Raw genomic sequence first — 20,879 nt, 5'->3', positions numbered from 1 at the left:
CTTATTTATCGGTAAATTTACCGTAAGCCATGATGCGGTCAAAACGGCGAGAAAGCAAGTCAGGCATGGTCATACTTTGCGCTTCGCTTAATTGCTGTTCCAAAACGGTTTTAACGTTTTTCATCGTGGTTTCAAAATCACGGTGTGCGCCGCCCAAAGGCTCATCAATCACTTTATCGATGACATCCAATTCTTGCAGGCGTTTGGCGGTAATACCCAATGCTTGCGCGGCATCTGCTGCTTTTTCAGCAGTTTTCCAAAGAATAGAGGCGCAACCTTCGGGAGAAATCACCGAATAAGTCGAGTATTGCAGCATATTGACGTAGTCGCCGACAGCCACTGCCAAAGCGCCACCCGAGCCGCCTTCGCCAATGATGGTGCACAATACCGGCACATGCAGGCGGGTCAGTTCGTACAAATTACGGCCGATGGCTTCAGACTGGCCGCGTTCTTCCGCGCCAATGCCCGGATACGCGCCCGGGGTATCTACAAAGGTCATGACCGGAATATTGAATTTTTCGGCAGTCTGCATCAAGCGCAGTGCTTTACGGTAACCCTCAGGACGCGGCATACCGAAATTACGGCGGATTTTTTCTTTGGTATCGCGACCTTTTTGATGGCCGATAACCATCACGCTTTGGCCGTTGAAACGCGCCAAACCGCCGACAATGGCATGATCGTCAGAATAATGGCGGTCGCCGTGCAATTCTTCAAAATCGGTAAAAATACCGTTGATATAGTCCAAAGTATAAGGACGTTGCGGATGGCGGGACACTTGTGAAATTTGAGCCGGAGTCAGCTTGCTGAAAATCGACTTGGTCAACTCGCTGCTTTTCTTTTGCAGTCTGGCAATCTCGTCGGAAATATCGACAGCCGATTCGTCTTGTACGAATCGCAACTCGTCGATTTTATTGGTTAATTCGGCGATGGGTTGTTCGAAGTCCAAAAAAACGGGTTTCATAAAACAAAGCTCTCGGTAACGGTTGCTGACATGATACGCTAATCAGACGTATTTGACAGCATTTCTCAAAGGGAAACTGCCATCTTTTGCAATAAAAAATCTTTCAGACGGCCTTTAACAAAGAAATAGTATATCTGCACTAAATGTATGGCGTGCCGTATCTTATGATAAACTTCAATTCAGTTCAATCATTTCAAACAGGCTATGAAAAACGATCATGACAATTCGTCCATGCGCTTGGACAAATGGCTGTGGGCCGCGCGCTTTTTCAAGACCCGCGCGCTGGCACAAAAACACATTGAGCTGGGCAGGGTTTTGGTAAACGGTTCGAAGGTAAAAAACAGCAAAAATATTTCCGCCGGCGACACCATCGACATGACTTTGAACTCCCTACCCTACAAATTCAAAGTCGCCGCGCTCAATCATCAACGCCGCCCGGCACCGGAAGCGCGTTTATTGTACGAAGAAGACATGAAAACGGCTGCCGAACGCGAAGCTCAAAAACAACTCGACCAAGCCAGCCGCATCAGCGCCGCTTATCCGGACGGACGCCCGACCAAACGCGACCGCCGCCAGCTTGACCGCATGAAGCGCGATAGCTGGTAAAGCGTTTCATCCATTTCATCCATTGTTTCAGACGGCCCTATATTCATGCCGTCTGAAAACCAAAAACAGGCAGGACATCCTGCCTGTTTTTTATTTGTGATGATTAAAATTTATATTCTAACTGACCGCGAATAACGTTCACGTCCTGCTTATCCGTACCAACGGTAGGCGTAACCTGTTTGCCGGCCAAATAGAAGCCTTTAAGTTTCCAGTTTTTCCAAGGAATATAGGTCGCACCAATTTGCACGCCTTGGACGTTTTTGCTGTAATCCTCAACAGAAGAGACACCGGACAACGAACCGACACGGCGGTAGTTCAAGAATACGTCGTAAGAATTGCGAACGTTCCAGTCGGCCGATTTATAGCGCACTTCAGTGAACACGCCGTCATTTTTGATTTTTTGTCCGGCATCATTATAGGCTTTGATATTGGACTTGCTGACTGCAGCCATCCAATGCCAATCGTCATTAAACTTGATGTCCGTACCGATTTCTCCGAAGACCGCATTTTTCTTCGCACCGCGTACATCGATGTCTTTCATGTAGCTAACGGTTGCGCCGACGTTGATATTCTCATTCACAGGCAACACGCTTTGAATCGCGGCAAAATGTCTGCGACGGCCGCCAATGCCCCATGCGTTGTCGTTCAGATTGCCAGTACGGCGACCCGCATAGATTTTGGTAGGCAGGGTTTTATTGTCGAAGAAGATTTCGCCGCCGGTTACTTCGGTATCCCATACGCGGCCGTATGAAGAAAACGCACCAAATTTACCAACACGCGCTTTAATGTTGTTGTACACAGTGCCTTCGGCATACAACTTATTCACCGGCACATCATGATCGCCGTTGAACTTACCAGTTTCCAAATCGATATTCGGCTCGATTTGCGCAACCAATTTCCAGTCTTTGTACAGTTTCGCGCGTAACCAAAACTCTGCATTAAAGTTGGCATTGGTGTCTTCAGGCGTCGGATTGATGCCGCTGTTGTTGGCATTGATGTCTTTGGTATCCGCACGTACGCGCAAGCCACCATTCACAGTCAACAAATCATTGAAAATGCTGATTTTATCGTCGTCTTTTCGAAAAATACTGCCGGAATTGACGTAATCGTTGGTCGTGGCCAAAGCCGCCGCATCACGTCCTCCATCAGCATTCTCTGCCAAAGAATAAGACGATGAAGCCAATAAAATACAGGTTGCAATCAGTTTGGTTTGAAATTTCATGCCGACTCTCCAAAAGAAGGTATTGAAAGTGAAGTATTCGATAAAGCGTACAAAATTATGAATTTCGTATAAATTATTCATTTTATTTACTAATTATTTTTATCGTATGTAAATTAGTGTAATCAGTCAAGCAGATTTAAACGCTTTATCCTCTTTCAGACGGCCTCTTGATTCAGGTCAAACAGAAGCCTGCTCATCAGTCTGTTCAAACTGCCATTTCAAGGCATCGGCCAATGCCGTCCTGCGTTTTTGATGGCATCCCACAGCCTGACACAATTCCTCCGCATTTCCCCAAAACACGAAACGTTCACGCGCACGGGTAATAGCTGTGTAAAGCAAAGCCTTATCCAAACCTCGGGCTTCCTCTTCGCTCTCTGTTGTCGCAGGCACTGACGGGGGCAACAGCCATACTTCCCGATATTCCGAACCTTGGCTCTTATGCACCGTCATGGCAAAAGCCGATTCAAAATCGGGCAAACGGCTGATGGCAATTTTTTTGAATCCATCTTTCTCAGGAAAATAGGCAGACAAGCCATTCAACGATTCTTCATCTTTCATAATCAGACCGATGTCGCCGTTAAACACTTCCAGCATGTAATCATTGTGGGTAATCATGATGATTTGTCCGGCAAACCAAGGCGTTTCACCCGAAACCTTGCCTTGTCGTTGCAAGTATTCTTGATAAGCCTGATTCAAATCATCCGCATCCTGCCGCCAAGCCGTCAATACCACCACATCGGCAGCATGACCATAGGCGAGTGCAACATTATTCTCTGCCACGGCCTGCCAATAATCCTGTTGCTTTTGATACAGCAAGGCGACCTGCTCTTTCAGACGGCCTGATTTCATTTCCAATTCTTTGGGGAACTTGTCAAACTGTTCGACCGCAGTTTGCTTTTCCCCGGACACCACCGCCCTTGCCAAACAGCCGATACCGCTGTCTGCACCAAAACGGTGACTGAACGTCAATTTGGCATTGTTTTGCGATAAAGCCTGTGGCCGCTCTTTAATCTCAAAGCCATGATTGGGCAGGTACACTTCCAGCTTTTCAGCGGTTTCTTTATCCAAAGCCGTCGGACGCGACAATGCTGCCAACACGGCTCCCAAGCCAACCGACGGCAACTGGTTTTCATCACCAAGCAACACCAGACGACAGCCAGTAGGCACGGCACGCAACAAATCCAACACCAGCGGCAAATCCAACATTGATGCCTCATCCACCACCAAAACATCCAAAGCAAGCGGATGTTCATGATTGAACGCAGGGCGCATTTGCGGCGGCCGCAGTTTCAACAAACGATGAACAGTCTGTCCTTCCAAGTTTGCCAAATGCGCTTTGACGCTCGGAGACAAATCAAAACCGTCCAAAGCACGCTGCAAAGCCCGCGCCATATGCGCAGCCGCTTTGCCCGTCGGCGCCGCCAATGCGATACGGGGCAGCTTCGTACTGTTATTGCAAATCAGACCCAAAAGCTTTGCGACGGTCGTCGTCTTCCCCGTACCCGGTCCGCCGGTAATCAGCATAAAGTTTTGCAGTAAAGCCAAAGCCGCAGCATCCCGTTGCTCTTTGCTGTCTTTAGTATCAAACCAGTCGCTCAGGCTTTTTGAAGCCGCCATGAAATTCACTTCTTCCGCCTCGGCACTTGCCAGCCGTTTGATTTCGACAGCCAAATCATGCTCCAACTGCCACATCCGCCCTAAAAACAATTTCCGGCCTTGCAGGATAAGCGGTTTGTTCACATTGCCGACCAAATTCGGCAAGTTACTTAAGGCATCAACATCCGCTTTATCCAAGTAAATAAACGAATGCCCATTTTGCAAAGCTGCAAACAGTCGAACCACATAAGGCTCAATAACGGATGCACCCTGTACTTCGTGGCGGCGGAAAAACGCTATGGCCGCATCTGCGGCAGAGGAAAGGATAGAGTCGGTCGGATTCATGGCTCAGGATTGATTGATACGGAAAAAAGAAAGGCCGTCTGAAAAACAGCGTTTCCATAAATGAAAACCTATTTTTCAGACGGCCTCTATTATACCGTTCAAAGCATAAAATATTTGCCTGAAATAATAACCTTATTGCAACACTTGCAGACTGCCGTCTTTCATGGTCATTACCCGGTCGAAACGCTCAGCCAGCTCGTCATCATGGGTCACCACAATCAGGCTGGTGTTCAATTCGCGTTTCAAATCCAGCATCATGTCCAGCACATTTTGCGCATTTTTACGGTCAAGGTTCCCCGTCGGCTCATCTGCCAACAGGCATTTCGGCTCATTAACCAAAGCACGGGCAATCGCCGCACGCTGACGCTCACCGCCGGAAAGTTCGCTCGGACGGTGCAGCATACGCTTGTCCAAGCCAACCTTTTTCAGCATCTTGACAGCCTTCTCCTCAGCCATCGCCTTGGGCATTTTGCCGATTAAAAGCGGCATCATGACATTTTCCAACGCAGAAAACTCAGGCAATAGATGGTGGAACTGATACACAAAGCCCAAATAACGGTTGCGCAATTCGCCCAACTGTTTTTGGCTCAAACCGCCCAAATCCTGATCCATCAGTATTACCTTGCCTTCAGACGGCATATCCAAGCCACCAAGAAGGTGCAGCAACGTAGATTTACCGCTGCCTGACGAACCAATAATACTCACGCTTTCCGCTTCAGCAACTTCAAAATCCAAATGATTCAACACTTGTACATTCAATGCGCCATCATTATAGCTTTTGCCAACGCCGGTACATTTCAAAATTGTCTTACTCATAACGCAAAGCCTCCGCAGGTTGGGTTTTTGCAGCACGCCAGCTCGGATACAGTGTGGCGATAAATGCCAAGCCAAGCGAAATGCAGGCAATAACGACGACATCCTTCAAGTTCACATCGCTAGGCAGGTAATCAATGAAATAAACTTGAGAGTTAATCAAATGCACGCCAAACAGGTCTTCAAAAAACGCGACAATCTTGCCGACATTCCAACCCAGCAATACACCGCATACCACGCCCACAAGCGTACCAAAGAAACCTGCAAATGCACCTTGCACCAAGAAAATTTTCATGACGCCACCTGGAGACAAACCCAAAGTGCGCAAAATCGCAATATCGGCTTGTTTTTCCGTTACCGCCATTACCAAAGACGAGACAAGGTTAAACGCAGCAACCGCGATAATCAGTGTCAAAATAATGAACATCATGCGTTTTTCCAACTCAACAGCTTCAAAATAGCTGCGGTTGTTAAACGTCCAGTCGCGCACCCACACCTCATCTTTTTTAGCATCGGGAATCAACTTGGCAATGAAAGACGGTGCATTCTGAGGATCAGCCAATCGCAAACGCAGCCCACCGACATTTTCCCCCAGTCGATACAAGACTTGCGCATCTTTGATATGCGTCATGGCCAATGTGTTATCGACCTCATATACACCGGTTTTTACCACACCGACCACATTAAACTGCTTCAAGCGCGGCACTACGCCGGCAGGAGTAACATTTCCCTCAGGCGTAATCACTGTAACCTTGCCGCCAATCTCCGTGCCCAATGCCTCAGCAAGCCCTTGACCCAAAATAATATCAAATTCTCCCGGCTTCAAATCGTCAAAACTGCCGGCCGGCATATCCTTACCGTAATCAACGACATTTTTTTCTTCAGACGGCAAAATACCGCGTATCTGCACACCGCGCACTTCCCCGGCATTGGCAAGCAAAGCCTGATCGGAAACATAAGGCGCACTGGCCAATACTTCTTTTTTGCCTTTTACAAATTCGCGCAAACTCTGCCAACCCGGCGCACTGCCGACATCGTAATAGCCGATTTCCGCATGAGGTGCGACGTTCAACAATTGGCCGCGTATCTCTTTCTGAAATCCGTTCATCACTGATAACACCACAATCAGTGCCGTTACGCCCAAGGCGATACCGGCGATTGAAATCATGGTAATAAATGACATAAAGCCGTTGCGTTTTTTCGCACGCAGATAGCGCAGGCCTATCCAAGTTTCTAAAGAAGCCATTCAAAAATGCCTCATTCGTTTATCAAAAAAGGCTTATTGTACCGTAAAACCGACAGGTCGTCCGATTGCCCGACTGATGTAGCATTCAGGGATAAAGTGTATGTAAAACCATGTATCTTCCCGTAAATTCCGCCGAAAAACTTGCACAATCTGCCAATCGCCCTTATTCTGAAGCTGTGACACACTTTGTCACCATCAAAAAGGAAATACACTAATGAACAGCAAAAAATTCTTGGCCCTCGTATCTGTAGCTGTAGGTTTGTCTTTCAGCTTCAATGCATATGCCGCCAAAGAAATCAAAATCAGTTCAAACAATACCGCTTACTCCGACGCCGATGTTCAAAAACTGGCAGCCACTGCTGTCGGCATGGGCGTAAAAGAACCTGTCAGCCTCAACAGCGGAAACGGTGTTGTTACCGTGTCCGGCAGCAGCGCAACCAAATGCGCATTCAAAGTCGGCAACGGCGATACGCCTCAAATTCAAGGCGTCAGCTGCAAATAATCTGATTTCATCAACGAAAAGGCCATCTGAAAGACTTTCAGACGGCCTTTTTATATTGGCATTTAAGATTGGATGTTTCTTCTATCGTAAACAGCCTGTGCCAAAGTACCGGCATCCACATATTCCATCTCGCCACCCAAAGGGATTCCCCTTGCCAACCGGCTGACTTTATAAGGAAGATTTTTAAACAATTCCGCCAATATATATGCTGTCGCGTCGCCTTCGGCTGTGAAGTTAGTTGCAATGATAATTTCCTCAATATCACTCGCCTGCAAACGGGCCACCAGCTTATCTAATGCGACTGCCGAAATATCCATCCCCTGCGCCGGGCTGACTTGCCCCATCAAAACAAAATACAGGCCATCATGGCAATTGGCCGCCTCCATGCTGGAGACATCCGCCGGCATATGCACAATCATCAAGCGGCTTTTCTCGCGTTTTTCGTCTGCACAAATTTCACACAAATCGCCTTCGCAAAATGTATTACACATCCGACAATGCTGCACCTGTCTCAAAGCAAACTGCAAAGCGTCCACCAACTCCTGCGCTTCTTCGCGTTTGTACTGTAAAAGCTGGTAAGCCATGCGTTGAGCGGATTTCGGGCCGACATTGGGCAGGATTTTTAATGCATTAATCAAGCGGACAAAGGCATCAGGATTTTTACTCATGATTTCAGACGGCCTTTTAAAAAGATAGCTAAAAATAAGAAAACAGCCGGAATTCATCCGGCTGCCCTACTCTAATATTCTGCTTATTCGGCAGCATTATTAACTTGTTGTGCACCTTGCGTACGATCGATTTTCTTACCCAAATACTGGAGCAAGGCATCGAAAACATTGGCAGAAAGCTGCTGAACCAAAGCCTGTTTAGCAGCCGGAATCTGTGAATCGGCGTTTTCAGGAGCAGAAACACTCTGAACTTCCATAATCACCGGCGCAGGCATACCTTCCAACAATGTATACGCAGGTTTGCCACCGACAGGACGCGCTTTCAGCAAAGCTGCATAAGCCTCCGGAGACATGGTTTTACGTGCATCTTGTGCGCTCAATTGAGAAACAGGCGACCATTGAACATCGGCAGCTTTACCGGCTTTCAATGCGGCCAAAGTTTCCTGGGCTTTTTTCTCTGCCAGTTTGGCGGCTTCAGAACGCAGATATGCTGCACGGACAGTGTCTTTAACTTCCGCAAATGGTGCGATTTTCTCTTCGCGCACTTCTTTCGCACGAATGACCCAAACGGTTTCGTTGTTGATGGCAATCACTTCAGAATTGTGTTTTTTCTTCAGTACATCATCACTAAACGCGGCATTAATCAATGCTTCAGGCAAGCCGGCCTCCTTCGCGCCTGCTTTCGTTACCCACTCATCCAAGTTTTCTACTTTCAAGCCTGAATTGGCGGCTGCTTTTGCTAAAGAAGATGGATCATTGAAGGTATCTTCACCCAGTTTTTCTTTAGCGGCATTAAAGGCAGAAGCCGCTTTTTTCAGTTTCAAGGCTGCTTCAATACGCGCTTTGGCTTGTTCCAAAGTCGGCTCAGCTTCGACATTCAAAACTTTAATGATGTGATAACCTAAAGATGATTTAACGGTATCGCTGACTTCGCCTTTGCCCAATGCAAATGCCGCTTTATCGAATTCAGGTCCAAAGCCGCTGCCGCCGCTTTTACTCAGGTAGCCCAAATTGCCGCCTTTGTTGCTACTAGACAAATCTTTGGAGTACTTGGCCGCCAGCTCGGCGAAAGCATCTGGGTGCGCTTTGAGCTCTGCAGCCATTTTATCTACTTCGGCTTTAATTTCCGCATTGCTTGCTTCATCTCCGTTAGGCATAACCGGAATGAAAATATGCGCAATTTCGGCTCTTGGCGACAAATCTACGCTTTTGCTGTCGTAAGCTTTTTGTACTTCTTCCGCACTGACGGTTTGCTTGTCAGCCAAATCTTTGATGTTCAAAGCCACATATTCCAGCTTAACAGCTTGAGGAATCAAGTAATCTTTCTTATGCGCTTCATAATACTTTTGCAAAGCCGCATCATCTACTTTTACTTGTGCCGCAAATGCTTCAGGGCTGAATGTAAATGAACGGATGGTACGTGTTGCTTGAGTCAGGTTAATCAACTGACGCGCTTGCACATCGCTGACCAAAGCGCCGTTTTGCACCAAATTCAACAGATTTTGCAATTGGAACTGTTCGCGGATATCTTCAACAAACTGATCTTCGGTCATTTTGCGCTGATCCAAATACTTCTTGAGCAAATCCTGACTGAATTTACCGGCAGCATCATGGAAATTCGGATCATCCACGATAACTTGCTTAATTTGTTCCTGAGACACAGCAATGCCCATCAGCTTGGCACCCTGCTTCAGGTAAGCTCTTTGCAATAAAGATTGGAATATCGCATCACGCGAAGGCGCATTATTGCCGGCAGCCTGCTCATTTTGTATCGCAATCTGTAAAGCATGCTCGCTGACCTTCTCATCCCCGACTTTGACAATGTAATCAGAACCCGGCGAAGACAAATTATTGGCACCGAATCCGATAAAGGTCAAACCGATGATACCTAAAACAATCTGGGCGGGTGTTTTATATTTTTCAACAATATGGAACATATTTATCCGAAAGAAAAGTTTGGCGTGGCAGCCGGAAAATGCTGCCGCAAAAATCTTAAAATCCTGAAAACAGGCTCAAAGCGCGTATTGTAACGTATTTTTTCAAGGCTTGCTTTTTCAGACGGCCTAAAAACCTAAAAATGCCTTATCCGAAAATTTCCTGATACGCTTCTACTGAAAATCCGACATGAACCTGTCCTTCTTTGACCAATACAGGCCGCTTGATGATGCTGGGATTTTCCACCATTAAAGCAATCGCCCCTTCTTTTGTGGCGGCAGATTCTTGCGCATCTTTATCCAACTTGCGCCAAGTCGTACCTCTTTTATTGAGCAAAATTTCCAAAGCCGCCTGCTCCAGCCAGCCATCAATCAATTCGGCAGTCGGGGCGTTTTTCTTAAAATCTACAAACTCAAACTCGATGCCGTTTTCCGCCAACCAACTGCGCGCTTTTTTAACCGTATCGCAATTGGGAATACCGTATAGTTTTATCATCTTATTTATCCTTAGTTTTATTCATAAAATCACAAATTCAGGCCGTCTGAAACTTTTCAAACGGCCTGAATTGAATGCCACTTATTTCTTAGCAACTTTCTTCACTTTAATCTTCACGCTTTTGCCTTGCGCGTTATTTTTATGCCCGGCTTTGACGGAAGCTGTTTTCGCCTGCACTTTTTTCTTGCCTGCAGCTTTAGGTTTGCTTGGCTTAGCGGGCTTGGAGGCAGGTTTACTTTTCACCTTGCTCTTCTTTGCCTTCATGGGAGCAGCCAACGCTTCATCAATTTCTTTAGCCGACAGTTTACGCTTACGCTTTTCGACAGACTTGTCAGCAGCTATCGGCTTACTCACAGGTTTTGCTTTTCTACCTCCGCGTTTCTTACCGACTGAACCGCCGCTGATTAAGGTCAAATCAATCTTGCTGGTATCTAAATCGGCACGCGCGACTTTTACAGTGACCGTATCGCCCATATTGAAACGGACACCGCTGCGTTCGCCCTCAATCGCCATAATTTCAGGACGGAAGTTGAAATAATCCTCTCCCAAATCACTGATATGTACCAAGCCGTCGATATGAATATCGTCCAAGGTTACAAAAATACCGAAACTGGTCATGCCCGAAATCTTGCCACTGAAGACTTCACCGACTTTGTCGCGCATATAATAAGTTTTCAGCCAGTTTTCCACATCGCGGCTGGCATCATCGGCTCGGCGCTCACAGAAAGAGGTATGCACGCCCAAAGCCTCCCAGGTTTTATTGGGTTGGTAAGTTTGTCCGTTCAACACCGCCTTAATGGCACGATGTACTGTCAAATCGGGATAACGACGGATAGGCGAAGTAAAGTGTGCATATGCGCTATAAGCCAGACCAAAGTGACCGTCGCAATGCGGCTCATAAACCGCCTGCTGCATAGAACGCAACATCATCACTTGCAACAACTCCGCGTCCGGACGGTTTTTAAATTGCTCGGCAAGCGCAGCATAGTCTTTCGGCGTCGGATTATCGCCGCCCCCCAAACTCAGCCCCAGTAAACCAAGCTGCTCGCGTAAAGTGGCCAGTTTTTCGGGAGTCGGACCCAAGTGATTGCGGAATAAAGCCGTATGTTTGTTTTTCAGCAAAAATTCTGCCGCGCAAACATTCGCCGCCAACATACATTCTTCAATCAATTTGTGCGCATCGTTGCGGACGACTGGAACGATCTTGTCGATTTTACCGTTGTCGTCAAAAATCATCTGAGTCTCAACGCTCTCAAACTCAACCGCGCCACGCTCGAAACGTTTTTTCTGCAAGATTTTAAATAACTGATACAGAGTATCGATTTGCTGCTTAAACGGATGATCCTGGCCGTCTGAAATCCAATCCCAGACCTGATTGTAAGTCAGTCGCGCATGCGAACGCATTACTGCCGGATAGAAGCGGTATTCCTTGATATTGCCGGCATAAGTAATCACCATATCGCACACCATACACAGGCGTTCGACATCAGGATTGAGCGAGCAGATGCCGTTGGACAACTTCTCCGGCAGCATCGGAATCACACGGCGTGGGAAATACACGCTGGTACTGCGTTCCTGAGCATCTACATCAATTCCGTCATCAGGACGGACATAATGGCTGACATCGGCAATTGCCACCACCAAACGGTAATTGCGGCCGACTTTTTCAGCAAAAACCGCATCGTCAAAGTCCCGCGCAGTTTCTCCATCAATGGTTACCAGAGGCAAATCGCGTAAGTCCACGCGTCCTTTCAAGTCGGTTTTACGCACATGATCGGGAATTTTCTTCGCGGCTTTGACACATGCTTCGCTGAATTGATGAGGCAAATGGTGCTTGCGTACAGCAATTTCGATTTCCATACCGCTGTCGGCATAATCGCCCAACACTTCAATCAGCTTAGCCACAGCAGGACGATGCGCTTCAGGATACGTCTCAATTTCAGCCACAATCACCTGGCCGGATTGCGGTTTAAAGTGCGCCACGCTTTCAGGTTCCAGTACGATACTTTGGCTCAAACGCTTGTCTTCGGCCTCCAAAATGGCCACGCCGCGATCCATATAAAAACGGCCGACCACTTTAGACTGCGCACGCTCCACTACATCCAAAACCGTACCTTCACGACGGCCTCTGCGGTCGATACCGGCAGGACGAACGGTAACAATATCCCCGTGCATTACACCGCGCATTTGACGCTCATACAAAACGAAATCGCCCTCGCCTGTCGGCGTTAGCGGCACGGCAAAACCAAAACCGTCTTTATGCGCTTCGACACGGCATTTAACCAATGCCAATTTTTCTGCCGCACATACCGCGCCACGTCGGTTGATCAACACCTGACCATCGCGCGCCATCGCTTTCAGACGGCGTTCGAAGAATTCATATTCATCTTCTGTAATCGACAATTCATGTGCCAAAGCTTCGATCTTTGTCGGCACACCTTTTTGTTCCAATAATTCAATAACCCATTCACGGCTGGGCAACGGATGAGCGTAACGTTGTTTCTCCCGCTCCAAATATGGGTCTTTTTCTCGTAAATTTAAAGATTTAGTATTTTTGTTCATTTTGATAGTTGACATTCTTTTTTTAAAATATATAATAGCTGCTTCTTCGCAGTTCAGGTAGTCAACTGTACCTTAAATTGAAGAATAAAGCAAAGCCCAGGTGGCGGAATTGGTAGACGCGCTAGCTTCAGGTGCTAGTGTCCTCACGGGCGTGGAAGTTCGAGTCTTCTCCTGGGCACCAAATAATTTGGTGCTTCTTTGCTTAAGAAAATTTAAATTGCCCAGGTGGCGGAATTGGTAGACGCGCTAGCTTCAGGTGCTAGTATCCTCACGGGTGTGGAAGTTCGAGTCTTCTCCTGGGCACCACTGATAAATCAATCAGTTAAGTTTTCACATTATTCTGAATAAGAAGTCAGGATAATAGTCCACAGAGAGGTGGATGAGTGGTTTAAGTCGCACGCCTGGAAAGCGTGTATACGTGAATAGCGTATCGAGGGTTCGAATCCCTTCCTCTCTGCCAGATACTAAAGACACCAACTAACGGTGTCTTTTTTCATATCCGCCCTTCTTAAAAATATTACACCATACTTTTATTTCTATTACCCTCTAATCATAAACCTGCCACTCATTCTTATCTTATACTAAATTGTAATGATTAAAGGCCGTCTGAAAATTTTCAGACGGCCTCTTTCTTAAAACTTACCAAATCCCAAACCATTGTTTATCAGATTGCTTTTTATTGCCGTTCTGCTGCTCGTGGTTTTGATGGCGAAATTGCCAAGGTACTTGCGGATTGTCTTTTTTCCATAAACCTTTACGTTTTTCCTTGGCTTGTTTTTGTGCGGCCGAATAGTCGGTGTAAGCGGTTTTACTTTGTTGTTTTTTGGCATAACTTTCATAATACCATGCGGCGCCATCCCGTATTTGCATCAAATTCAAGTCAATCGTGCCGACTGATACTTGTGCAACTTCGCGCTGGTAACGGTCGGCTTCAAACACGCGAACTTTGGCTTTTTTATTCAATGCAGCATCAATCAGATTGTCTCGTGATTGCGTACCATAAGCCTGATTGATTTCCGGCGCATCGATATAGGCCATACGGATTTTGTGTTTCCTGCCGTCGCTATCGATAATGTGCATGGTATCGCCATCATGGATTTTGATGATTTTTCCGTTGTATGTGTAGGATTGTCGCGATGACTTCTGTTTTTGTTCCGGTTTGGGTTTATCTTCGGCTTTGGTGTCAGATGTCGCTTTGACGACATTTTCCCCCAGCCATTCATTGACCTTTTCCAAACCGATATTATCACCTTGTGCCAATGTTGCGGCAACGCTTACCCCTGTACGAATCAACTCGGTATCGCGTGAGCTGTAACCAAGCGCGCCCAACACGGATAAAACAACGGGCAACCATTTTATAATTTTACTGATTTGCATATTTTGCCAAATTGAAGGCCGTCTGAAAGACCTGATGCACTTTCAGACGGCCTTTAAGATTGATTAATCTCCATTAATCCTGACAAGGCAGGATGACTTTTGCACCTTCTGCCGTACCCAAAACCAACACATCGGCGGCATCGCGGGCAAAAATACCGTTTTCGAGTACGCCGGTGATTTTATTGATTTCGTCTTCCATTTTCAGGGCTTGGTCGATATTGAGGCCGTGAACATCAACAATTTGATTGCCATAGAAAGTAGTATAACCGACACGCAACTCAGGCTGTCCGCCCATCGCAAGCAGTTTGCGCGACACCAGCGAACGGGCATTTTCAACCACTTCTACCGGCAATGGGAATTTACCCAAACGGGAAACGTATTTGCTTTCATCGGCGATACAGACAAATTTATCGGATGCGCTGGCCACGATTTTTTCGTTCAAATGCGCACCGCCGCCGCCTTTAATCATTTGCAGCGCGTGGTTGACTTCGTCTGCGCCGTCAACATAAACCGCCAAACCCATCACTTCATTCAGTGAAACTTCAGGAATCTCGTATTTTGCCAAAAGCTCGCTGGATTTTTTAGAAGTAGACACGGCACCCTTGATTTTCTTACCGCTTTTACCCAAAGCTTCGATAAAAAAGTTGATGGTAGAGCCGGTACCGATACCGATGTATTCGTTTTCAGGAACAAATTCCACCGCTTTTTCGGCGGCAATACGTTTAAGTTCGTCTTGAGTTGCCATGTTGTCAGTCTTTCAGTTTGAATAATAAAGTAATTTTAAGCTCTTAGGCTTTAATCAGCAATACTGCCGCTTGCGCTTCAATGGCTTCCATACGCCCCAGATAGCCAAGTTTTTCGTTGGTTTTACCCTTGATGTTCACGCAGTTTGCAGGCAAACCCAAATCTGCGGCAATATTGGCGCGCATTGCCGGAATATGTGGCGCAAGTTTTGGCTTTTGCACAATCACGGTCGTATCGACATTAACCACCTTCCAACCCAATGCCTGCACGCTTTGATAAGCCTCACGCAACAGCACACGGCTATCAGCATCTTTGAATTCGGCGGCAGTATCAGGAAAATGACTGCCGATATCGCCCAAACCGGCCGCACCCAATAGGGCATCGGTAATCGCATGCAAGAGCGCATCGGCATCTGAATGACCCAACAAGCCTTTTTCAAACGGAATGTTGACGCCGCCGAGTATCAAATCTCGCCCTTCGACCAACTGATGGACATCGTAGCCCTGTCCGATACGGATATTCATGTTTGCTTCCTTAAATAATGGGTTTTGATTGTTCAGACGGCCTTGAGCAACAATCTGACAATGTATTCGTCTTGCGGCAGCGTCAATTTTAAATTACGCGTATCGCCCTGCACCAAGCGCGGCCGGATACCCAGTTTTTCAACTGCTGACGCTTCATCCGTAATCTCACTCAAATCATCAACCGATAAGGCGCGATTTAATAAGGCCGTCTGAAAAAGCTGCGGCGTTTGCGCCTGCCATAATCCTGCGCGCGCAACGGTTTCATCAATATGATGATTGCCATCTGCCCGCTTGAGCGTATCGGCTACCGGTATGGCCAAAATACCGCCTTCATCATTCTCACCCGCCTCATCAAGCAAACGCGTTAACGCTTCAGCCGGCAGGCAACAGCGCGCGGCATCATGAACCAAAATATTATCTTTCGCCTCGGCCAAACCTTGCTTTAATAAAGTGGACACACCATTGCGTACCGTTTCAGCACGACTTGCGCCGCCTACTCGAAAGACGCGTACTTTCTCAGACAGGGCCGTCTGAAAAACCGAATCTTCCGGAGAAAGAATAACGGCAATTAAATCTATGCGGGGGTGTTTCTCAAAGATTTCTATGGTATGTTGCAATACAGTTTTACCATTGATTTCAAGATATTGTTTAGGTTTTCCTGCGCCAAATCGCGCTCCCACACCGGCAGCAGGAATCAAAGCGATATTGCGGCGCATCATGCTGACGCTCCGGCATTGGCCTCATCAGGCGTTTCGTCCTTTCGCCATACACACGCTTCGCCTAAATCGTCCAAATATTTCTCATGCGCGCCCAGCTCGTCCGCATTGGCTTTGATAACTTTCAACTGCGATGTACGTTTGGTTTCCGCAATAACGGTTTGTTTGACCTCGCCCTCTTCTTCCGCCTCGCCGCCCATCAGGTCGAACTGCTGACGCGTCATGGCAAGATAGACTTCACCCAAAAGCTCGCAGTCGATTAACGCGCCGTGCAAGACCCGTTTGCTGCGGTCAACGGAAAAGCGGTTACACAACGCATCCAAGCTTGCCTTTTGCCCCGGAAACATTTCACGCGCCATGGCCAGCGTATCGGTCACTTTGCAACCAAGTTCTTCAATAGAAGGCAAACCCATGCGGCGGAATTCCATATTCAGAAAGCCGACGTCAAACTTGGCATTATGGATAATCAGCTCTGCGCCACGTATAAAGTCGGCAATCTGTTTACCCACTTGAGCAAACGGCGGCGCATTCTTCGCTTCCAATACTTCAATCGTCAAACCATGCACCTTCGCCGCTTCCTCCGGCATATCGCGCTCAGGGTGGACATATAAATGAAGGTTGGAGTCGGTCATTTGGCGGTTGATCATTTCCAAGCCGGCAAATTCGACCAGACGGTCGCCGTTTTCAGGATAAAGACCCGTGGTCTCCGTATCGAGGATAATCTGACGTTGGCTCATGGTTAGTGGTTTCTGCAATTATCAAAACGTCCTGAATCATACTGAAGGCCGTCTGAAATGTATAGTCAGCAAAACTTTAGCTGCTTTTGCAATACCCTTTTATTGCTGGATTTTTTCAGACGGCCTTTATTCTTTTTTCATCTAATGACCATCTATTACGACATTTTTGAGTAGAAAACCCAATTTCTAAAAAATTTTTTAAATTTAATTTCTTTAATAATTAATATCTTACGTATAAATTAAATAATAGGAACAATTATCATTTGCAAATTTAAAAAATCGCCGTATAATACAACCCATCGAAACAAAACAACCGCACAACAGAATGAAAGGAGAAGAAAATGCCCGAAAGTATTTTTAAGCAAGTCTCCCTTGATATTCTGAGACTGCACCAACAAGCCATCCGCTCTTTGATCGCCACCAAGTGTTGCGATGAATGCGAAGTACATGACGCAGTATTCATTACTTTAGATGGCCGATATTATGTTTGGCTCCCTTGTATGGGCAAATCGCCCCAATCAGAAACCGGTATCCTGCTGATTGAAGATGAAGACGGCAATACACGCTTGAGCTGGGTTGCCGATACACGCGAAGTCAAGCAAAAAGACAGTCTGTACAACCGCGTTGTTTCCGCCCTGCAAAGAAAAATGCAGCGCACGAAAAACAAATTTATCCAGTCGGCAAACGCCCGATTGCTTGAGCTGACGCCTCAGCAAGGCCGTCTGACGACAAACAGCAAAGATTTCTCGCTTTCACCACATGACTTGATGAAAGCACTTTATCCGGCAACACATCAAATAGGAGAATTTGCCCTGTAACAGTTTTTGGTAGTGGTTTGTGTTCCTTTTGCGCCCCTTAAAATTTTAAAGGGGCGATTTTTTTACCCCTACTTTTCAGACGGCCTAAACACCGGTTTTCCAGTACAATAAAGGCCGTCTGAACATTTCCTACTTTTCAACCATGCAACTGCTCAAATACATCCGATCGCAAGGCCTCGGCAGCCGCAAGCAATGCCAATGGCTGATAGACAATGACTGCATTGCCATCAACGGCGAAATCCATAATCGTGCCAAAGACGATATTGATCCGTCTCAAGTGCACACCCTGTCTGTTGACGGCGAAGAAATTGCCGCCGTCCCCATGCCCTATTTTTATATCCTGCTTCATAAGCCTGCAGATTACGAGACTTCGCACAAACCTCAGCAATATCCAAGCATCTTCAGCCTTTTTCCCGACCACATGCGCAATATCGATATGCAGGCAGTCGGCCGCTTGGATGCAGACACAACCGGAATTATTCTGATTACCAACGACGGCCAATTTAACCACCGCGTTACCTCGCCCAAACACAAAGTTCCGAAGCTCTACCGCGTCACTTTGAAACATCCTGCCGACGATACCCTTTGCACTGCGCTGAAAAACGGCGTCCTCCTGCATGACGATAATGAAACCGTCGCCGCGGCCGAAGCAGTATTGACCGACCCAACCACATTGATGATGACCATTACCGAGGGTAAATACCATCAGGTCAAACGCATGGTTGCAGCCGCAGGCAACCGTGTCGAGCAGCTCCACCGTGAGAAATTCGGCAACTGGAATGTCGATGATTTAGCCGCCGGAGAATGGAAATTTATCCAAATCTAAAAAAATTCCAAATTTTTTCGATAAATTTTTAAACAATATGGATTTTTTATTTATTTAAAATCAAACATCTAAACCTTATTATTTTTATTTAACAGAATTTAACACTGTGAAGACTGAACTATTGTATAATTCGCCTGTCTGAGTAACACTTGCTTCGAAAGAAGTGAGTAAGTGAGTAAGACGTTTTCCCCGTAATGTGTTTGGCCATCTATACTTTCCCCTTAGTATAGATGGTTTTTTTTATCTAAAATTTGGCAACCAAACGAATGTACTTTCAGACGGCCTTTCTCATCTAAAGAAGCCATCATTGCTAGACCTCATCTCCCACTCATTAACTTGCCATTACTCCTTTTCTCTTTCTCGTCTCTTCCGCATCAATCTGTGCCATTCCCATTTCAGGCAAATCGTTTTATAGAAAGAAAACCTATCGGCGACTATCCAAGCTAAGGTTACAGGATGTTATTAGACAGCCTTAGATAAATACCATCTTTGTTGCCGACATACTCTTGAAAGCACACTTTGGTGCTATCCAATATCCTCACAACAACCCTTTCCCATATCCCACTTTTCAGACGGCCTTTATCGTTACGGCTCTTTCAATCATTCATATCGCTTCAGCCAAATTCTCTGTTTTCAGGTTTCAATACCAATCAAACCAGATAAATCCACTAAAAATTCTTCATTACATGGTTTTTTTAACCAATTTTCTTTTCAGACTTTAGTCAAGATTCGTTAAATCTTTGCGGTAAAATGTTGTCTTTGTTTTTATGCATCTGAGTATTTATGTCTTCCAATCAACCCCGTCAAACCTGGTCCAACCGTTTGACTTACATCCTTACCGTTGCCGGCGCGACTGTCGGCTTTGGCGCAACATGGCGTTTCCCGTATTTGGTTGGTGAAAACGGCGGCGGCGCGTATGTGTTTTTGTTCTGTATCGCCATGCTGGTCATCGGTATTCCAATGATTTTGGTGGAAAATGTCATCGGTCGCCGCAAAGGCGTGAACGCGCTGGATGCGTTTGGCGGCACAATGAATGGCAAACCCGTTGCCAAAGTTTGGAAATTGGTCGGTTGGATGGGCCTGCTCGGCGCATTCGGCATCATGGCCTATTACATGGTGCTCGGCGGCTGGGTTATCAGCTACATCGTCAATATCATCGGCGGTAATTTGGACATTTCCAGCCCTGTTTCCGGCGAAGTCACCAAAAGCTTCTTTACCGAACACATCGAAAACAGCCCTTGGGAAATTGCTTTCTACACCTTCCTATTTGTGGTTGTGAACCAATGGATCTTGGTCAAAGGCGTGATCGGCGGTATTGAAAAAGCGGCAAAATACCTGATGCCTTTGCTGTTTTTATTCCTGATTGCCATGGTTGTGCGCAACGTTACCCTACCGGGCGCAATGGAAGGCATTACCTTCTATCTGAAACCTGACTTCAGCAAAATTACTGCCGAACTGTTCGTCTTCGTTTTAGGACAAGTGTTCTTCGCCTTGAGCTTGGGTTTCGGCGTGATGATTACATTATCCAGCTATCTGGATAAAAATGAAGATCTGGTTCAGACGGCCGTAATTACCGCGATTACCAACACTTTGATTGCCGTGTTGGCCGGCTTTATGATTTTCCCTTCCCTCTTCAGCTTTGGCGTTGCCCCTAACTCCGGCCCGACGTTGGTGTTCCAAAGCCTGCCGATCGTGTTCTCCAATATGTGGGCAGGCCCCGTGTTTGCAGTAATTTTCTTCTCACTGCTTCTGATTGCCGCGCTGACCACTTCTCTGACCATTTATGAAGTGTTGATTACAACTATTCAGGAGAAAACCAAAATCCGCCGCGCAGCCGCGATTACCATCGTACTGGCAGGGATTTTTATCTTCGGCAATATCCCGTCCATCTTGAGCTACGGCCCATGGAAAGATATTTCCGTGTTTGGTAAAAACATTTTTGACGCCTTTGACTATATCAGCGGCAACATCCTGTTTATGCTGACCGCACTTGGCTCTGCCTTATTTGTTGGCTTCGTGATGAAAGATGAAGCGAAGGACGAATTGCTCTACAAAGGCAACCATACCACCGTCAATATCTGGTTTGCCTATGTGAAATACCTCGTGCCGTTGGTGATTCTGCTGATTTTCATCAGCAACCTGTTCTGATAAACAAACATATAAAAAGGCCGTCTGAAATGTTCAGA

General features: G+C 46.6%; 19 protein-coding genes and 3 tRNA genes. 8 read left to right on the top strand and 14 right to left on the bottom strand.

The genetic code is table 11. The features are described 5' to 3' along the window. Nucleotide 1 precedes the first annotated feature (1 nt). Nucleotides 2-961, bottom strand: coding sequence for an acetyl-CoA carboxylase carboxyltransferase subunit alpha (locus tag HMPREF3047_RS06500; protein WP_049333774.1), 960 nt, complete (start codon nucleotides 959-961; stop codon nucleotides 2-4). 204 nt (nucleotides 962-1,165) lie between these two features. On the opposite strand from HMPREF3047_RS06500, the gene HMPREF3047_RS06495 reads away from it, so the two are divergent. Further along, on the top strand, nucleotides 1,166-1,567 hold the full coding sequence (locus tag HMPREF3047_RS06495; protein WP_003679090.1) for an RNA-binding S4 domain-containing protein: 402 nt from the start codon (nucleotides 1,166-1,168) through the stop codon (nucleotides 1,565-1,567). Between the two features lie 103 nt (nucleotides 1,568-1,670). On the opposite strand, the gene HMPREF3047_RS06490 is transcribed toward HMPREF3047_RS06495, so the two are convergent. The 4 genes from HMPREF3047_RS06490 to HMPREF3047_RS06475 all read right to left on the bottom strand — a co-directional run bounded on the left by HMPREF3047_RS06490 (nucleotide 1,671) and on the right by HMPREF3047_RS06475 (nucleotide 6,789). Continuing rightward, entirely contained in the window at nucleotides 1,671-2,870 is a 1,200-nt protein-coding gene (locus HMPREF3047_RS06490; RefSeq protein ID WP_070712735.1) for a hypothetical protein, read from the bottom strand. Between the two features lie 96 nt (nucleotides 2,871-2,966). After that, complete coding sequence (recD, locus tag HMPREF3047_RS06485) at nucleotides 2,967-4,730, bottom strand: exodeoxyribonuclease V subunit alpha (RefSeq protein ID WP_070712732.1); 1,764 nt, start codon at nucleotides 4,728-4,730, stop codon at nucleotides 2,967-2,969. Between the two features lie 132 nt (nucleotides 4,731-4,862). Beyond that, nucleotides 4,863-5,546, bottom strand: a complete 684-nt coding sequence (gene lolD, locus HMPREF3047_RS06480) for a lipoprotein-releasing ABC transporter ATP-binding protein LolD (RefSeq protein ID WP_003683651.1) — start codon at nucleotides 5,544-5,546, stop codon at nucleotides 4,863-4,865. After that, entirely contained in the window at nucleotides 5,539-6,789 is a 1,251-nt protein-coding gene (locus HMPREF3047_RS06475) for a lipoprotein-releasing ABC transporter permease subunit (RefSeq protein ID WP_070712730.1), read from the bottom strand. The genes lolD and HMPREF3047_RS06475 overlap by 8 nt, the downstream gene beginning before the upstream one ends. Before the next feature lie 214 nt (nucleotides 6,790-7,003). On the opposite strand from HMPREF3047_RS06475, the gene HMPREF3047_RS06470 reads away from it, so the two are divergent. Continuing rightward, nucleotides 7,004-7,291, top strand: a complete 288-nt coding sequence (locus HMPREF3047_RS06470) for a hypothetical protein (RefSeq protein WP_003683377.1) — start codon at nucleotides 7,004-7,006, stop codon at nucleotides 7,289-7,291. 62 nt (nucleotides 7,292-7,353) lie between these two features. Here HMPREF3047_RS06470 and recR read toward each other — a convergent pair whose 3' ends face one another. The 4 genes from recR to rnr all read right to left on the bottom strand — a co-directional run bounded on the left by recR (nucleotide 7,354) and on the right by rnr (nucleotide 12,951). Beyond that, nucleotides 7,354-7,959 (bottom strand): recombination mediator RecR, encoded by a 606-nt coding sequence (gene recR, locus HMPREF3047_RS06465; protein ID WP_070712728.1) that lies wholly within the window; start codon nucleotides 7,957-7,959, stop codon nucleotides 7,354-7,356. Nucleotides 7,960-8,042: 83 nt separating this feature from the next. Further along, nucleotides 8,043-9,896, bottom strand: coding sequence for a SurA N-terminal domain-containing protein (locus tag HMPREF3047_RS06460; RefSeq protein WP_070712725.1), 1,854 nt, complete (start codon nucleotides 9,894-9,896; stop codon nucleotides 8,043-8,045). A 145-nt stretch (nucleotides 9,897-10,041) separates the two neighbouring features. Further along, the gene (locus HMPREF3047_RS06455) at nucleotides 10,042-10,389 is read right to left on the bottom strand and encodes an ArsC family reductase (RefSeq protein WP_070585426.1); all 348 of its coding nucleotides are present in this window, start codon (nucleotides 10,387-10,389) and stop codon (nucleotides 10,042-10,044) included. An 81-nt stretch (nucleotides 10,390-10,470) separates the two neighbouring features. Further along, nucleotides 10,471-12,951, bottom strand: coding sequence for a ribonuclease R (rnr, locus tag HMPREF3047_RS06450; RefSeq protein WP_141745177.1), 2,481 nt, complete (start codon nucleotides 12,949-12,951; stop codon nucleotides 10,471-10,473). Nucleotides 12,952-13,045: 94 nt separating this feature from the next. Between rnr and HMPREF3047_RS06445 the strand changes: the two genes are divergently transcribed. The 3 genes from HMPREF3047_RS06445 (at nucleotide 13,046) to HMPREF3047_RS06435 (ending at nucleotide 13,411) form a co-directional block, all read left to right on the top strand. Further along, nucleotides 13,046-13,132: transfer RNA gene (locus HMPREF3047_RS06445), tRNA-Leu, on the top strand. A gap of 38 nt (nucleotides 13,133-13,170) precedes the next feature. Further along, nucleotides 13,171-13,257 (top strand) — tRNA-Leu (locus tag HMPREF3047_RS06440). 63 nt (nucleotides 13,258-13,320) lie between these two features. After that, nucleotides 13,321-13,411, top strand: a tRNA-Ser gene (locus HMPREF3047_RS06435). Between the two features lie 179 nt (nucleotides 13,412-13,590). On the opposite strand, the gene HMPREF3047_RS06430 is transcribed toward HMPREF3047_RS06435, so the two are convergent. The 5 genes from HMPREF3047_RS06430 to dnaQ all read right to left on the bottom strand — a co-directional run bounded on the left by HMPREF3047_RS06430 (nucleotide 13,591) and on the right by dnaQ (nucleotide 17,049). Then, nucleotides 13,591-14,328, bottom strand: a complete 738-nt coding sequence (locus HMPREF3047_RS06430; protein ID WP_070585431.1) for a thermonuclease family protein — start codon at nucleotides 14,326-14,328, stop codon at nucleotides 13,591-13,593. Between the two features lie 73 nt (nucleotides 14,329-14,401). Then, entirely contained in the window at nucleotides 14,402-15,073 is a 672-nt protein-coding gene (gene rpiA, locus HMPREF3047_RS06425) for a ribose-5-phosphate isomerase RpiA (protein WP_003679072.1), read from the bottom strand. A 43-nt stretch (nucleotides 15,074-15,116) separates the two neighbouring features. Continuing rightward, the gene (ispF, locus tag HMPREF3047_RS06420) at nucleotides 15,117-15,596 is read right to left on the bottom strand and encodes a 2-C-methyl-D-erythritol 2,4-cyclodiphosphate synthase (protein ID WP_070712723.1); all 480 of its coding nucleotides are present in this window, start codon (nucleotides 15,594-15,596) and stop codon (nucleotides 15,117-15,119) included. A gap of 32 nt (nucleotides 15,597-15,628) precedes the next feature. Then, complete coding sequence (gene ispD / locus HMPREF3047_RS06415) at nucleotides 15,629-16,315, bottom strand: 2-C-methyl-D-erythritol 4-phosphate cytidylyltransferase (protein WP_070712720.1); 687 nt, start codon at nucleotides 16,313-16,315, stop codon at nucleotides 15,629-15,631. Beyond that, nucleotides 16,312-17,049, bottom strand: a complete 738-nt coding sequence (dnaQ, locus tag HMPREF3047_RS06410) for a DNA polymerase III subunit epsilon (RefSeq protein WP_070712717.1) — start codon at nucleotides 17,047-17,049, stop codon at nucleotides 16,312-16,314. Before dnaQ ends, ispD begins: the two co-directional genes overlap by 4 nt. 341 nt (nucleotides 17,050-17,390) lie before the next feature. On the opposite strand from dnaQ, the gene HMPREF3047_RS06405 reads away from it, so the two are divergent. The 3 genes from HMPREF3047_RS06405 to HMPREF3047_RS06395 all read left to right on the top strand — a co-directional run bounded on the left by HMPREF3047_RS06405 (nucleotide 17,391) and on the right by HMPREF3047_RS06395 (nucleotide 20,841). Beyond that, complete coding sequence (locus tag HMPREF3047_RS06405; RefSeq protein ID WP_049348077.1) at nucleotides 17,391-17,867, top strand: NGO0322 family iron-responsive protein; 477 nt, start codon at nucleotides 17,391-17,393, stop codon at nucleotides 17,865-17,867. 142 nt (nucleotides 17,868-18,009) lie between these two features. Beyond that, nucleotides 18,010-18,693 carry a 16S rRNA pseudouridine(516) synthase gene (locus tag HMPREF3047_RS06400; RefSeq protein ID WP_070712714.1) on the top strand — a complete coding sequence of 228 codons (684 nt, stop codon included), beginning with the start codon at nucleotides 18,010-18,012 and terminating at the stop codon, nucleotides 18,691-18,693. A 783-nt stretch (nucleotides 18,694-19,476) separates the two neighbouring features. Beyond that, on the top strand, nucleotides 19,477-20,841 hold the full coding sequence (locus HMPREF3047_RS06395) for a sodium-dependent transporter (RefSeq protein ID WP_070712712.1): 1,365 nt from the start codon (nucleotides 19,477-19,479) through the stop codon (nucleotides 20,839-20,841). Nucleotides 20,842-20,879: the final 38 nt, after the last annotated feature.

Source organism: Neisseria sp. HMSC075C10 (assembly GCF_001815615.1).
GTDB lineage: Bacteria > Pseudomonadota > Gammaproteobacteria > Burkholderiales > Neisseriaceae > Neisseria > Neisseria subflava_A.
This window is presented reverse-complemented; position numbering and strand designations above follow the sequence as displayed.